The sequence below is a fragment of the Pseudomonas sp. A25(2017) genome (genome assembly GCF_002001065.1).
Taxonomy (GTDB): Bacteria; Pseudomonadota; Gammaproteobacteria; order Pseudomonadales; family Pseudomonadaceae; genus Aquipseudomonas; species Aquipseudomonas kilonensis.
In genome coordinates this window covers 105,572-120,547 of the sequence record NZ_MUOA01000051.1, presented here as the reverse complement: position 1 = coordinate 120,547, position 14,976 = coordinate 105,572, and the positions used below count along the sequence as shown (strand labels likewise).

At 59.8% G+C, this 14,976-nt stretch carries 9 protein-coding genes; 6 read left to right on the top strand and 3 right to left on the bottom strand.

All coding sequences use genetic code 11. The features are described from left to right. Positions 1 to 63: 63 nt before the first annotated feature. Positions 64 to 6,975 (bottom strand): NEL-type E3 ubiquitin ligase domain-containing protein, encoded by a 6,912-nt coding sequence (locus tag B0E42_RS10025; RefSeq protein ID WP_077506302.1) that lies wholly within the window; start codon positions 6,973 to 6,975, stop codon positions 64 to 66. 155 nt (positions 6,976 to 7,130) lie between these two features. Between B0E42_RS10025 and B0E42_RS10020 the strand changes: the two genes are divergently transcribed. Next, positions 7,131 to 7,349: a DUF2970 domain-containing protein gene (locus tag B0E42_RS10020; protein WP_018604755.1), complete on the top strand. Its 219-nt coding sequence runs from the start codon at positions 7,131 to 7,133 to the stop codon at positions 7,347 to 7,349. A gap of 75 nt (positions 7,350 to 7,424) precedes the next feature. Here B0E42_RS10020 and B0E42_RS10015 read toward each other — a convergent pair whose 3' ends face one another. Next, entirely contained in the window at positions 7,425 to 8,561 is a 1,137-nt protein-coding gene (locus tag B0E42_RS10015; protein ID WP_053187113.1) for an ABC transporter substrate-binding protein, read from the bottom strand. Between the two features lie 503 nt (positions 8,562 to 9,064). Here B0E42_RS10015 and B0E42_RS10010 point away from each other — a divergent pair. Both B0E42_RS10010 and B0E42_RS10005 read left to right on the top strand, forming a co-directional pair. Further along, positions 9,065 to 10,723: a nitrite/sulfite reductase gene (locus B0E42_RS10010; RefSeq protein ID WP_053178797.1), complete on the top strand. Its 1,659-nt coding sequence runs from the start codon at positions 9,065 to 9,067 to the stop codon at positions 10,721 to 10,723. Next, entirely contained in the window at positions 10,707 to 11,201 is a 495-nt protein-coding gene (locus tag B0E42_RS10005) for a DUF934 domain-containing protein (protein ID WP_018604779.1), read from the top strand. Before B0E42_RS10010 ends, B0E42_RS10005 begins: the two co-directional genes overlap by 17 nt. A gap of 224 nt (positions 11,202 to 11,425) precedes the next feature. Here B0E42_RS10005 and sohB read toward each other — a convergent pair whose 3' ends face one another. Beyond that, the gene (gene sohB, locus B0E42_RS10000) at positions 11,426 to 12,457 is read right to left on the bottom strand and encodes a protease SohB (RefSeq protein WP_003200184.1); all 1,032 of its coding nucleotides are present in this window, start codon (positions 12,455 to 12,457) and stop codon (positions 11,426 to 11,428) included. A 226-nt stretch (positions 12,458 to 12,683) separates the two neighbouring features. Here sohB and B0E42_RS09995 point away from each other — a divergent pair, with 226 nt between their 5' ends. The 3 genes from B0E42_RS09995 (at position 12,684) to B0E42_RS09985 (ending at position 14,828) form a co-directional block, all read left to right on the top strand. Continuing rightward, a complete protein-coding gene (locus B0E42_RS09995; RefSeq protein ID WP_077506301.1) occupies positions 12,684 to 13,394 on the top strand; it encodes a histidine phosphatase family protein in 711 nt (236 codons plus the stop codon). Between the two features lie 51 nt (positions 13,395 to 13,445). Continuing rightward, positions 13,446 to 13,760, top strand: a complete 315-nt coding sequence (locus tag B0E42_RS09990; protein WP_053178793.1) for an SCP2 sterol-binding domain-containing protein — start codon at positions 13,446 to 13,448, stop codon at positions 13,758 to 13,760. Positions 13,761 to 13,964: 204 nt separating this feature from the next. Further along, a complete protein-coding gene (locus tag B0E42_RS09985; protein WP_018604787.1) occupies positions 13,965 to 14,828 on the top strand; it encodes a LysR family transcriptional regulator in 864 nt (287 codons plus the stop codon). Positions 14,829 to 14,976: the final 148 nt, after the last annotated feature.

Genomic DNA, 14,976 nt, shown 5'->3' with positions numbered 1-14,976 from the left:
AGCAAACCGACCCATCGACGGCACCGGTATCGACAGATCGGCCTTCAGGTCCGCAACTGCGGATCAGTTGCGGCGTGACGGTCCAGGTTGGGGTGACCGGGTACCGGATTGCTCCGCTTCACCAACGGTGCTTCGCAAATCGTTCAACTCGCTTCGCGTCAACTCAACCAGCTTCTCCGTGCGCAGGGCATCGACTGTTCTGCCCAACGCATTGAGTTCCAGGTTGTACCGCGGCGTATCGATTCCGCCATCAGCCCGGCGATCCTCCAGTGCGTCCAGGAGCTCATGACGCCTATTGGCGACAACGTCTTCGATATTGCGCATTTGTTGTGGATGTCGCTCCCGAAGATAGGTCATCCAGTAATCACGCGACACCATGCTCACCAATAGCGCATCGCTGCGCTCTGCCTCAAGAATCGAGGTGCGGGTGCGCGCCGCCAGTTCTCCAGTGATCGGCGCGCCGAACGCCATGTGCGTAGGCTGCCCCGGCAAATCGATGCCGTCGCCCCATCCGCTCGTCAGGCCAATGCGATAACGCAAGCGCACTTCCGCCCGATCCCTGCCCTGGCCAGCCGCTTCGGCCAACGTCTCAACCCTCTCCAGCCGGAACAACTGCCGCGACAAGCGCAGCAACGCACGGCCCCTAAGCATCGGGCGATCCAGCGGAATGTCACGCAAGGCCTGAAAGACAAACACACGCACTTCCAACTCGCTAAAGGTCAAGATGCGGCCATCGATGCAAGTACCGTGGGTTTCGGCGTTTTGAAACAGCAACTGGCGCAATTCACTGTTTTCGCTGGCAGCGTCCATGATGTTCCAGACCCGTCGCGTCAGTTCTGCCCGGTCAAACCTGAAATCGAACGTATCGGGCAACAGCGCAAGCAATTGGAAGAACCGCTCGTGATCGTTTTCTTCGGCCAACTGCGCCCAGATCCGGCTCCGGACCGTGATTTGTTCACTGTTTGAGCCCACCAGCCATGGACTCAGCGCCTCGGCCGATGCGTCGCCCGTCGGATCAAGAAGAGGTTCGACCGCAGCGACAGAAGCATGTGGATCGTGACGGCCATTAGCGCCTGCGCCACCATCGGAGTCGTCATTGAAGTCCGAGCTATCGTCTTGTGGCGCCTCTGACGTAGCGATCAGGCTATCGATTTCGTCTCGGGAAAACCCTAAAACCTCTTCGCGATTGCCTGACTCAAGGTAATCCCTGAGTTCATAAAATGTGTTGAGCGACAGGTCTTCGTTATCACTCAAATCCATTCCGTCCACGAGCCTCTGGTGGCTGCCATCCAGCAACCCCGCCGGAAGATCAGTAAACTCGTTGCCGCTCAAGTTCAGCACACCCAGCTCTTGCGCGTTCAATAGCTGGCTGGGCCAGCTTTCTATGTCGTTATAGCTGAGGTCCAGTGCTTCGATCTGGCCAAAATCCGGAGGATCGAACGTGACCAGTCTATTAATGGTCAAGTTAAGCGAACGCAGGCGACCGTTTGTCAATAACGGGTAAGCCGCCGCAGGCGGCAAATAGTTATCACCGAATCCCAGATGCTCCAACTGCTCCATTTGCAGGACAGCATCCGGAACGGCGGTCAGTTCATTGCCGCCCAGGTCCAATCGATTCAAATGAGCAAAGGAACCGAAGAAACCGTTTGAGCCCCGTTCGGTCAGCAAGACACCCGAAAGCTCCAGCGTCGTCACGCCAGGAAATTGCACACCCAACTCAGGCAAGTCGCCCAATTGCAGGCCATGCAGGCTGAGTGTTTGTCCTGCCCCACCGTGGCGTATCAGTCCCTCTTGCCAAACCTCACGGATGCTCTTGGCCGCCAGCGCGCGGCTTTGCGCGGAAACGGTGCCCCCTGCGACTCGAACTTCTCTGATGAAGAGCCAGTCATTCAACCGACGAGTCAGCGAGACACACGATTGATGCCACTGGCTGACCTGGTCGTCGATCTGCGTCTCGGTCATCCCGTTTTCACGCCATTGCCCGAGCTTCAGGGCTGCCTGTTCCTGGTTCAGGATCGGATCCAGCCGCTGCAGGCGCAGTTTGCGTCCCGCATCCCCCTCGACCACGGCCGACGCCTCGGGCGGCGGTAATAGAAGTTGAGCGATCGACCAGCTTGTTTCCGTCGGCGGGAATTGATCCGGTACAGACTCCTTGGCAAATCGAGCCAATGCCCCATGGGGAAGCCCTCTTGCATCTTCGACTCGCTGATATGCCGCACTCAAGGCTGCCTCGCCTTCAGGGCTGAAGAGGTTACCGGCCAAATGGGTCTTTAACAGGACTTCATCATTGGACAGCACTGTTGGCGGGAATGACTGCAGTTGGTTATCCCGCAAGTCAAGCCAGGAAAGCTGCGTCAGGTTCTCGGCACCGGTTGGCCAAGCCCGCAACTGGGTGGCTTTGAGGCCCAGTGCCTTGAGCCGGGTCAAGGCACTGACATCAAGCGTCTCGAGCGGGTTGTTTTCCAGATTCAGTTGCTCAAGCAGCGTCAACCCATTGAACTGCGCTTGAACAGTGGGCGTGACGAGCAGGTTGTTGTTGCGCATATCGAGTTGCGTCAAGGCCGGCAAGTCTTCGGCGTCGAAAGGCAGCTCGGTGAAGCCGTTGCCGCTTATTTCCAATGTTCGCGTACCGCTGAAGGCCCTGAAAAAGTTGCGCGCCTGCCGGGGGGAAACATCCAACGATCCCAAGCGCAGCGTTTCTACGTGGGAGAAACTTGCGGGCGGCAACGCTGGGAGCGCCGCAAACTGCTTACCGGGAAGAGCAGACCCGGAAGCCGGCAGCTCAAACAAGGAGCCCCCTGCGGTCGGCAAACCCAGGCGTTGGCGTACAGCACCGCGCCAGCTGTCTCGCAACGCTCGAAACAACAGACCTCCGCCCTCCCACCACACTGGCGAAAGCAAGGCGTATGACAAATCTTCCGCCCCCGTCGGCTCGAAAAAAAACTGCGCAAAGATTCCATCGTGTTCAGCCCTGAGTGCTTCTACCGCAGCAAATCGTTCCTGAGGAGTATTGGAGGCACTGTCAAATTTCACGGGCAGGCGCCCGACAGACTCGGCCTCCCCGACCAGCAAGCGCAATTGCCCGCGACAGTAGCCGTCCACCATTTGATCCACGTCCACCAAATGGCCGAACGCTCCCGAGTATTCGCTGACGTACCGGTAGGCGCGCGCGAACGCTTGCGGAGTCAGCGCTGACCAATTCAGCGATAGCCCGGCCCACAACTTTTCGTGCCCTTCGAATATTGCATCCGGCAGCGTACGTATCGATGTGCGCGACAGCTCCAGGCGTTCGAGCCGGGGAAGACGCTGCACGTATTCAGGCCATTGCGATAACGTTTGAGGCGCCTCGATTTTCAACGTACGCAAACGGCTCAATGGTGTCAGGTCAAGGTTGTGCATGGCGGTCTGATCGAAACCTGAGTAATCGATGTGCAGCACCTCCAGTGAAGTCAGCGAAGAGAGCCTTTGTGGAAAACTCTCGGCCAGCGAGACAGCAGCGGTGGAAAACCGCAAGTTGGTGAGTCCTGGCATCTGGCTCACCGCGTGCGGCAAGGTGGTCAACGGCGGGTGCCCGAAGGACAGATCGAGGAATCCGGATTCCCTGAGGCCAATCTCCAATTTCGTGACCCCAGGGAAAAGTGCCAGGAAGGCATCCGCATTGGCGTCTGTCATGCCGCCGCCAATCACCGACAATTCCCGTACATGCGCAAAATGGGTGGCTATTGGGGGCAGCGACACCTCACAGGAAAGCACCAGCCGCGCGCCTTCGGGGGACTCTTGCGCTAACGGGCGATTGCGCCAACCGTCCCTGAGCGCCTGCGCAAACCTATTTTTATGCGCATCGGCCGGGCTGCCGAGCGTCTCGCCCAGCCATTGTTCAAGCGTGCCGTCGAGCGACTCCCACTCGCGCTGGCGCGTTTGCAGTTCCAAATAGATCTGCCGTTCGGTCTTGCCCCGTTGTTGCCTGATGAACGCCTCGGCCTGTGGCTCGCTGGGGTAAAGTGCCTCCACCCGCGCCTCAATGGAAGGATGCATTCCCCTACCCCGGCCGCTCGCGTAATACCCCTTGAGCGTCGCGCTCACGCGAACCGGTGGTTTGAAGCGCTTGGCGGGGGTTTCAAGGAGCTGGGTCATGTCCCCACGATGCAGGTAGGCGTAATCGATGATCATGCGTTGCAGCTCGGGGCCGTTCCCCTCCGGCAGCCCCAGGGCGGAACGCGCATCAGCGGGCAGAACCTGCAGGATCGAACGGTAGAAGTTGCCGCCCCGCAGGGGCATGCCACCCGGTTCGTCACCCAGCTCATTGAAGGCCTGATAGCCAGGTCCGTTTTTGATCAGGTATTTTTTTTCAGGCGCATTCTTGTCGCCGATACTTTCGAGCAGCGCACCCGCGTCGCTTCCCTCGCGCACTTCCAGGCGCAGCGTAACGGGCCAGCCCGGCAGTCTTTCCAGGGCATGCAATGCCAAGCGTCGGCTGTCCGCCGAAACGATATTGTCGCTGTGCAATCCCCCATACGCCCGAACCTGACGTCCTTGTCGTGCATACCAGCGAGCCTCTTCGAGCATGTTCAACGGCGCGCGGCGCTTTGCGTCAAGACGGGCGAGATCCGCAGCACTACCGTGGGCGATGACCTCTTGGGCGGCAGCCTCGCTAAGGCCTGGGCACTCACGCTGCAAAATCCTGATACGACTGTCCACAGGTTCCGTGCCCTTGTAGATCCTTTCAAAAACTTGCTGCCGGGTTAACCCTCCCGGATTTTCTTCAGCTTGCAACTGATCAATCACCTGCGCGGCCTCGGCATCCGCCTTGAACAGCCGCATCGCATCCCTCAGCTCGGGAGGGGGCATCATTCGGTCCATGTGCATTTTGCGTAGCGCGTCATCGCTGACGCCGCTGACATCGGCGAGCCTGAGCAGCATCTCATCCGAAAACGCCGCGGTCTCATGGCCCATGCGCCTGAGCAGCGTCAGGCGATCCCACGCCATCGGGCGCTCCAGCGAATGCCGCCAGGCTCCGTTGCCGTCATGCAGGAGGATAGGTTGGTACGCCGCCTCGTCCGTTGGATGCTTGATTCGCCATTTGTGGATCGATGCGTCGAAAAACTGCTCGTACACCTTTCCCCCTAAACGAATATGGGTTTTCCCATCGACTTCGTATTGCCCCAGCGCGTTCGGAGTGCTCGTATCGGTGAGTGTTACAGCGCTTTCATAGCTACTCAGTTCCGGCTTCCACAAGCGTGTTTCGCCATTAGGCAACGTCACAGGCTCAAGGCACTCGATCACCGGTTCAGGCTTGATGGCGGCCAGCTTGCTGACCCCGGCCCCCACACCGGCCATCGCGCCCATCAACGCCAGGTTTTCTGCGACGTCGATCAAGTGAGCCTTGGCTGCCCGTTTGTCGCCTTCGCCCCACTCGACCGCACCTTCAAGGGTTTCATATAAAAGCTGTCCCGCCATGACGACCATCATGACCTCGCCCAACACCGGAACGAACATGGATACCAGGTTGAGTGCAAACAGACCCTCCTCCATTAAATGGGCCAGCTTTGCATCCCTTGCCTTGGTGTCGACATCATCCGTTGGAACCGCATGACTGCGCGCATCGGCCAGTACCTTTTCACGATGTCGATCATAGAGGTAGTCCCACGGATCCAAGTTATCGTCCCACAATGCTTGCCCTTTGCGGCTCACCGTCGAAGCTGCGATATAGGGATCAGATTCACGCTGCATTTTTGGGTGTTTGGGGGCAGGATTTTTAATGTACGTCAGGCTATAGGCTGGATTAGTGGACTCGATGAAAATCATCCATGGCGAATCGCTGATGGTTTCGCCTATAGAAATCACTGTATCGCCTAGTGAATGGGCCGCTTCCTGGACAAACTGACTGAAGAAATAAGGCCGCATATCGTACGGCACGAACTGACTGAAAAAACGTTGATAAGGCGTGGGGCCGATGTCTTGAGATTGCCCAGTATCGGGCGTGGTAAGCAATTGTTTGATGCGTGTTTTCAGTTGATCGCCGTTGTAACGCTTCAGCGGATGTTCGGGGTCATGAGGCACGTAGAGAATCGTTTCATCGCTGTAGCGATGCATTTCACAAATCGTGAACGCAACACAGCCCACCAGCCGTTGCTTCATAACGGTCATGTCTTCGAACCAGACCGGTTTTTTGCCCAGCCAAGGGTTGTTCTCCCCCTCGATGACCGAAAGAATCATCGCGTGATCCCCGGGCTCGATATCCTTTGCCAGCAGCGCTTGTTCGGCGGCGGCCCTCATCGCGGTTTTCTGGCTGGCAATGAAGTGCTGGCGCAAAGTCGTTTCGATCGCCGCGTCAGCCGGGTAAAAAAACGATTTGAGGTAGGCCTGGTACTTGGTACCGATATCTAGGGTACGGCACAGGGTGAGGAATTGGCTTACCGACAGGCTCAGAGCCACGGGTGCGTATGCGTCAGGGGTTCCCGTTTCCCTGACAAATCCGGAGCTATGGTGGTAGGCACCGTGATCGCATTCCCAACTTTCGAAGTTGTGCAGCGCGGCCTGCAGCATAGGCAGCTTCAACAACTCAAACGTACCAATTTCTATCCTGAACACACCCATTTCCGTGGCTCGTCTAAGGCACAACAAGGTCTTGTCGACATCCAGCTCTATCTTGAATTGATCTTTCAGTGCCTGAACCAACAGCGGCCTGGCAAAGGTATCGATGTCCTGGAATGAGGACATGGTCTTATCCAGTTGATTCTGTGCCGCAAGACTTTCCTTAAAACAGGCATCCACGACCTTGCGTTGCTCTGGCGAAGCGTTCGCGTACCAGGCCGGCATCTGCGTTCCGACTTGCTTCATCGCCTGCCTGCGTTGCGTCGAAGCCTCGATGAGCCATGCCGGCATGGCGGCTTCCAGGAAGTCCGCGTGCAGACTCTCCGTGGCCCGTGGCTTTGGCTGTATTTTTTCCGGGGACTGTGTGGAATTGGGTGACATACATCGCTCCTTTGAATGAAGCGACAGCAGACCCGTTTAGCGAACCGCATGGGCGGTACATAGTTATAGGTCGATGGGAAACTGTGTAATGAGGGATTTAAGCCTGCAGAGATTGGCTATGCTCTCCACATACGACCTTGTGTATGGAGAGCATCATGGACGAACCAAGCGAAAATAAGGCGCCCACCCTCTGGCAAATGCTCCACAGCGTGGGAGCGGCGGCCCTTGGCGTGCAAAGCGGAAAAAACCGCGCCCGCGACTTCACCCACGGCAAGCCGAGTCACTTTATTCTGCTGGGCATCCTGTTTACGGTGATTTTCGGGTTGACGTTGTATGGGATCGTCAATCTGGTGTTGTACTTTGCGGGCGTATAGAACGGATCTGCAAATATGGAACCGGGCCTCTTGCGAAACGAAACAGCCATACCGCCCGTCTCGATCTGAGTCGCTCTAGCGCCGCCCCAGGGCATCGAGCGAAAAGGCATAGCGCTCGCCATCCGGGTGAGACACCAGGCTGAAGCGCTTGAAGTCCAGGCGATAGTCCTTGGCGGGATTCATGTTCAACCACGCGCGGGCGCGGGCCGGATCGAGCGATTGCATCAGGTCGATCTGCTGGTTGTAACCGCCATGACGCGCGAGGTCGACGCCTCGGGCGTGATCATGGAGCAGCACCATGGCCCACCCTCCCAAGCTGAAGTGCCCGGTGAACAGCACGCTCAAGCGCCCGTCGATACGGGCCTGGAGCGCCGCCCTGGAGCTGTTCATGGCGCTGAACAACACATCCTTGCCCGGTTGGCGACCCGCCGCCTCGAACGCCTGCATGGCACCCAGGGCCATTTCATCGTTGGCCGACCAGACCAGCGCGGTCTGCGGATAGCGCTTGACCAACTGGCTCGCCTGCTCATGAGCCCGTTCGCGATTCCACTCGCCATAGACCAACTGGCGCAGATGCACTTGCGGGTGCTCGGCCAGCGCCCGGAGCAGGCCCTTCTCGCGCAGTTGCGCCGAAGGGGTGAGTTTCTTCCCGGAAAAAGCCAGCAAATCGAGGGTCTGCCCAGGTGCCAGCGGTCCGTATTGGCGCAACAGTTCCTTGAGCATCAGGTAACCGCTGCGCTCATCATTGGGCACCAGGCTGCCGAGCAACTCGGGAGGTGCGGCACCGTTCTCTGTCAGCAGGCGAGTCTGATCGCTGGTCAACGTGTTGTTCACCAGGAACAGCTTGACCCCACTGCCCTGCGCCAATTGCAGGATCCGCGGGGCGACATATTGCTCGTTGACCAACACCAGGTAGTCCGGACGGTCCTTCGCCGTGACGGCCTCGCGCGCCAGGCGAATCATCAGTTGGGGATCGCGCCCGGCATACTCCACGCGCAGCCGCAAGCCCAGCTTGCTTGCCGCCGCTTGCATGAATTCGGTGTAGCTGACCCAGAAGGGTTCGGTGGAGTGGCCCGGGTTCAGGAACACGACCGAAGGAGCAGTCGAACTGCCAGGCAACGCCTCGGAAGAAGAAACCACATGGGCGGCTTGGGCCTGCGTCCAGAATGACAGGCATAACAGCCCCAATAGCCTGCAGATAAACTTCGACATCCCGCCCGCCCCAAGTAATACGCCACCCAGTATAACGACCCGGGTGGCGAACCGGCACATGAACGCGAGACCTTCATGTGGCCGGCAACGGCTCGAACCTATTGATGGCTGACCCAGAACACTGCGGTGCCCACCACCAGGATAATCAGGAACAAAATGGCCCAGGCATCAACAGAACTGTCGCTTTTCCTTGCTTTGGTCGGATTGCTCATTGCATCGCCTCTTGTCGGTTTTGTAGGTGATTGCATAGGGACTCGACCACAGTTAAGACGATGATTGCCCGCACGACAAATGTGGGTTAGGCAATAATCAATCTCATTAGTCGATTTGGTTCTTTACATATACTCAAACATCACTTTTGCGCATAACTCAAAACAGGTATCTTGCACCGGCTCCTCTAGGAGTGCGCGGCCGTGCGCGCAGAATTGCCGAGGCAGAACCCGATTCCAGCGAGCCAACATGCAGCTGTTTCTGATCGGCCCAAGCCTGAGACCGAGACTTATATGTACGTATATGACGAGTACGATCAGCGGATCATCGAGGACCGCGTCAAGCAGTTCCGTGATCAGACCCGACGCTATCTGGCAGGCGAGCTGAGCGAAGAAGAATTCCGCCCTCTGCGCTTGCAGAATGGCTTGTATATCCAGCGCTTCGCCCCGATGCTGCGCGTGGCTGTGCCTTATGGCCAACTGACCTCGCGCCAGGTGCGCATGCTGGCGAAAATTGCCCGCGACTACGACAAGGGCTACGCCCACATCAGTACCCGGCAGAACGTCCAGTACAACTGGCCAGCCCTGGAAGATGTGCCCGAGATTCTCGCCGAACTGGCCACCGTGCAGATGCACGCGATCCAGACCAGCGGCAACTGCCTGCGCAACGTCACCACCGACCAGTTCGCCGGTGTCGCAGCCGACGAGCTGATCGACCCGCGCCCATGGTGCGAGATCGTCCGCCAGTGGACGACGTTCCACCCGGAATTCGCCTACCTGCCACGCAAGTTCAAGATCGCCATCAACGGCTCGACCTCGGACCGTGCGGCCATCGAAGTCCACGACATCGGCCTGGAGACGGTCTACAACGCGGCCGGCGAGCTGGGCTTCCGTGTGCTGGTGGGCGGTGGCCTGGGACGTACGCCGGTGGTCGGCGCGTTCATCAACGAGTTCCTGCCGTGGCAGGACCTGCTGAGCTACCTCGACGCCATCCTGCGGGTATACAACCGCTACGGCCGTCGCGACAACAAATACAAGGCGCGGATCAAGATCCTGGTCAAGGCCCTGACGCCTGAAGTGTTCGCCGAGAAGGTCGACGCCGAGATGGCTCACCTGCGTGGCGGCCAGACCACCCTGACCGAAGCCGAAGTGCATCGCGTCGCCAAGCATTTCGTCGACCCGCAGTACAAAGCCCTGGGCAATCAGGACGCCGAACTGGCAGCCCTCGACAAGGAACACCCGGGCTTCGCCCGCTGGCGCACCCGCAATACCCTGGCCCACAAGAAGCCGGGTTATGTCGCGGTGACCCTGTCCCTGAAGCCGACCGGCGTCGCGCCCGGCGACATCACCGACAAGCAACTGGACGCCGTGGCCGACCTGGCCGAGCGCTACAGCTTCGGCCAGCTGCGCACCTCCCACGAGCAGAACATCATCCTGGCGGACGTTGAACAGAGCCAGTTGTTCACCCTGTGGGGCGAGCTGCGCGAGCAAGGCTTCGCCACCCCGAACATCGGCCTGCTGACCGACATGATCTGCTGCCCGGGCGGCGACTTCTGCTCGCTGGCCAACGCCAAGTCGATCCCTATCGCCGAATCGATCCAGCGTCGTTTCGACGACCTGGACTACCTGTTCGACATCGGCGAGCTGGACCTGAACATTTCCGGTTGCATGAACGCCTGTGGTCACCACCACGTCGGCCACATCGGCATCCTGGGCGTGGACAAGAAAGGCGAAGAGTTCTACCAGGTCTCCCTGGGCGGCAGCGGTAGCCGCGACGCCAGCCTGGGCAAGATCCTCGGCCCGTCGTTTGCCCAGGACGACATGCCTGACGTGATCGAGAAGCTGATCGACGTGTACATCGAACAACGTACCGAAGACGAGCGCTTCATCGACACTTACCAACGTATTGGCATCGACCTCTTCAAGGAACGCGTCTATGCAGCGAATCATTAAGAACAACGAGGTCATCGACGAAACCTGGCACCTGCTGCCCAAGGACGCGACCTTCGACGGCATCTCCAACTGTGACGACCTGATCGTGCCCCTGGCCCTGTGGCGCGATCATGCCCACGCCCTCAAGGCCCGCGACGGCGGCCTGGGTGTGTGGCTGGACGCCGACGAGGAAGCCGAGGAAATCGGCGAGGACGCCAACCAGTTGCAGGTCATCGCCTTGAACTTCCCGGCCTTCACCGACGGGCGCAGCTACTCCAACGCCCGCCTGCTGCGTGACCGCTATGGTTTCAAGGGTGAATTGCGGGCGATTGGCGACGTGCTGCGCGACCAGCTGTTCTACATGCGCCGCTGCGGCTTCGACGCCTTCGCCTTGCGTGCCGACAAAGACCCCTACGAAGCCCTCGAAAGCCTCAAGGACTTCTCGGTGACCTACCAGGCTGCCACTGACGAACCGCTGCCGCTGTTCCGTCGTCGCTGAAACAGCCCCATGAAAAAGCCCTGAGCCGGGGATACCGGTTCAGGGCTTTTTTGAGGGTGAGTGATCGATGCCCAGCCACCTCGGAATCACTGTGGGAGCGGGCTTGCTCGCGAAAGCGGTGTGTCTGAACAGAGGATGTTGGATGTGCCGCCGCCTTCGCGAGCAAGCCCGCTCCCACAGGGAATTGGCGGTGGGACTCAACGCTGAGAGCCCCTACCCCCGAATTACCAGAACCGCTGCTGGGTCAGGCGGCTCCACCAACTGAGCAGCACGCGATCCACCGAACCGCTGGCCGCCATGCCGATGCGTTCCTGCAGGCTTTTGCGTTCGGCGTAGTGCAGGTGGTACAGCTCGGCACCCTTGGCCCGCTCGGCCAGGTATTCATCGCTGGTTTTCAGCTCGTCCACCAAGCCCTTGCCCTGCGCCGCGACACCCAGCCAGACTTCACCGGTCGCCACTTCATCGATGGCCAGTTGCGGGCGGTAGTTGGACACGAAGTTCTTGAACAGCTCATGGGTGATGTCCAGGTCTTCCTGGAATTTCTCCCGGCCCTTCTCGGTATTTTCGCCGAACACCGTCAACGTGCGTTTGTATTCCCCGGCCGTCAACACTTCGAAATCGATGTCATGCTTCTTCAGCAGACGGTTGACGTTGGGCAATTGCGCGACGACGCCGATGGAGCCCAGGATCGCAAAAGGAGCGCTGATAATCTTCTCGCCAATGCAAGCCATCATGTAGCCGCCGCTGGCCGCGACCTTGTCGATGCAGACCGTCAACGGCACGCCGGCCTGACGGATCCGCGCCAGTTGCGACGAGGCCAGGCCGTAGCTGTGGACCATGCCGCCGCCACTTTCCAGGCGCAGCACCACTTCATCCTTCGGCGTCGCCAGGGTCAGCAGCGCGGTGATTTCATGACGCAGGCTCTCGGTGGCCGAGGCCTTGATGTCACCGTCGAAATCCAGCACGAACACCCGGGGCTTGGCCGCCGGCTTGTCCTTGTTTTTCTTCCCGGCCTTTTCAGCCTTGCCCTCGGCCTTGCGCAGCGCCTTGAGCTGATCCTTGTCCAGCAGCGTCTGCTCCAGGCGCTCACGCAGTCCCTTGTAGAAATCGTTGAGTTTGCTCACCTGCAACTGGCCGGTCGACTTGCGCCGCCCCTTGCTGCGCAGCGCCGCAAAACTGGCCAGCACCACCAGGATGGCGATCACCAACGTCACGGTCTTGGCCAGGAAACCGGCGTACTCGATGAAAAACTCCACAGCAACTCCTTAAATGCGATGCGCCACTGAACGCAGGCGCGTAACGGCTCCAGCATACCCATGCGACTGCGTCGCGGCCAGTCATGAAACCTGTGGTTACCTTGAGGCGAGCGAGGCAGGACAAGGCTGCAACGGGCATTTCAAACAAGCGTATGTTTTTTCATTGACAGCTCACCGCCATCCCCATAACCTCGCCAAACCTTCAACGTACCGGGATGACGCGGACGTGGGCAGTATCTATCTGATTCGACATGGCCAGGCCTCCTTTGGTGCGGACGACTACGATGTCCTTTCACCCAATGGCGTGCGCCAGGCGCAAGTGCTCGGCGGCCACCTGGCGGAGCTCGGTGTCGTATTCGATCGCTGCCTCTCGGGCGACCTGCGTCGCCAACAGGATACCGCCATCGGCGCGCTGGGCCAGATGTCCGCCGCCGGGTTACCGGTTCCCGGGCTGGAAATCGACGCCGCGTTCAACGAGTTCGATGCCGACGCGGTCATTCGCGCCCTGCTGCCGGACATGCTCCCCCAGGAGCCCGAGGCGCTGCATATCCTGCGCAACGCTGCGCAGAACCGCGCCGAGTTCCAGCGCATCTTCGCACTGATCGTCGAACGCTGGCTCAGCGGCCAGTATGACCCGCCGGGCCTGGAAACCTGGCTGGGTTTCGTCGAGCGGGTCCAGGCGGGCCTGCACCGCATCCTGGAGCAAGCCGACAATACCCATAAAATCGCCGTATTCACCTCCGGCGGCACCATCACCGCCCTGCTCCACCTGATCACCCAGATACCGGCCCGACAGGCCTTCGAACTGAACTGGCAAATCGTCAACACCTCGCTCAACCACCTGAAATTCAGGGGTCGCGAGGTGGCCCTGGCTTCCTTCAACAGCCATGCCCACCTGCAACTGCTGAAGGCCCCGGACCTCATCACCTTTCGCTGAGTCCGGATTACTGTAGACCCTTGCTGTACCACCCAAATAAGGATCGAAACCATGACCTCCGTAGCCGACGCCGTACAAGCCATGAAAGCCAAGTTCAACCCAGCCGCCGCTGCCGGCCTGGACCTGGTATTCGGTTTCCGCATCGACGATACCAAGAATTTCTCGCTGATCGTCAAGGACAGCACCTGCGAACTGCAGGAAGGTGAGAACCCGGACGCCCAGGTGACCCTGGTGATGGACGGCGAAACCCTGCAGGGCATCGTCGACGGCAGCACCGACGGCATGCAAGCGTTCATGGGCGGCAAGCTGCGCACCGAAGGCGACATGATGCTGGCCATGAAACTGTCCGAGCTGTTCCCAGGCTGAGACTGCGCTCGCGTTCTTCGCGGGCCTTTGATTGCAAACGAATCCCGCCCCCGTGGCGGGATTCGTGTTTTTGCCTCAGGTATCTTCGCTGGCTGCCCCGCCGCTATCGCGAGCAGGCTCGCTCCCACAAGGGATCTGCGGTTCGCAGGTATCGGGGAGGCGCGTCAGCTCTTACAATGCCCGCTTCCCCGTATCGGCCTGAACATGGACATCGACCTCGCTCGCACCTTCCTGGAAATCGTCCGCCACGGCAGCCTCGCTGCTGCGGCCGAAAAGCTGCACGTGACCCAGACGGCGATCACCGCCCGGGTCCAGAAGCTCGAAAGCCAGCTTGGCTGCGCGCTGTTCGTACGCAACCGTGCCGGCGCGCGCTTGACCAGCGACGGCGAGGCGTTTGTGGTCTACGCCAACCAGCTCGTGCAGACCTGGGAAGCAGCCCGTCGGGACCTGCCACTGCCCGAGGGCTATCGCAACGTCTTGCACCTGGGGGGCGAGGTCAGCCTGTGCAATCCGTTGATGCTCGCCTGGGCCGGCGGACTGCGCCAGAAGATTCCCGGCCATGCCCTGCGCATGGACATCCGCGACGGCGAGAAACTGCTGCAACAGCTGGAGCTGGGTCTGCTGGACGCGGCGGTGGTGTATCAACCCGAATACTGGCCGCGGCTGCAGGTAGAACAGCTGCTGGAAGAAAAGCTCATCCTGGTACGCCTGGCCGCCCGTCCCGAGCCCTACGTGTACATCGACTGGAGTGCTGACTTCCGGCGCCAACACGACACCGCGCTACCAGACAAGGCCAAGGCCGCCGTGACCTTCAACCTCGGCCCCCTGGCCCTGCAGTACATCCTGGAAAACGGCGGCAGCGGCTACTTCCGCACCCGGGTCGTGCAGAGCTACCTGGACAGCGGCATCCTGGAACGGGTGCCCAAGGCACCGGAATTCAACTACCCCACCTACCTGGTCTACTCCCGCGATCGGGATTCAGCGGCGTTGCAGCAGGCGTTCGAGGTGTTGCGAGAGATCGTCAAGACCGGCAGCGACTGGTCGCAGCGCTGGGATCCATTGACCTGACAGGTTGGGAGGCAAGGCATGAGGGGCCGTCGTGGCCAGAGCTTGCTCCCGCGTTGTAGGAGCTGGCGAAGCCTGCGATCTTTTGATCTTTCGCTTGAGATTCAAGTGGCAGGGAAAAGATCGCAGCCTCGTTGCACTCGACAGCTCC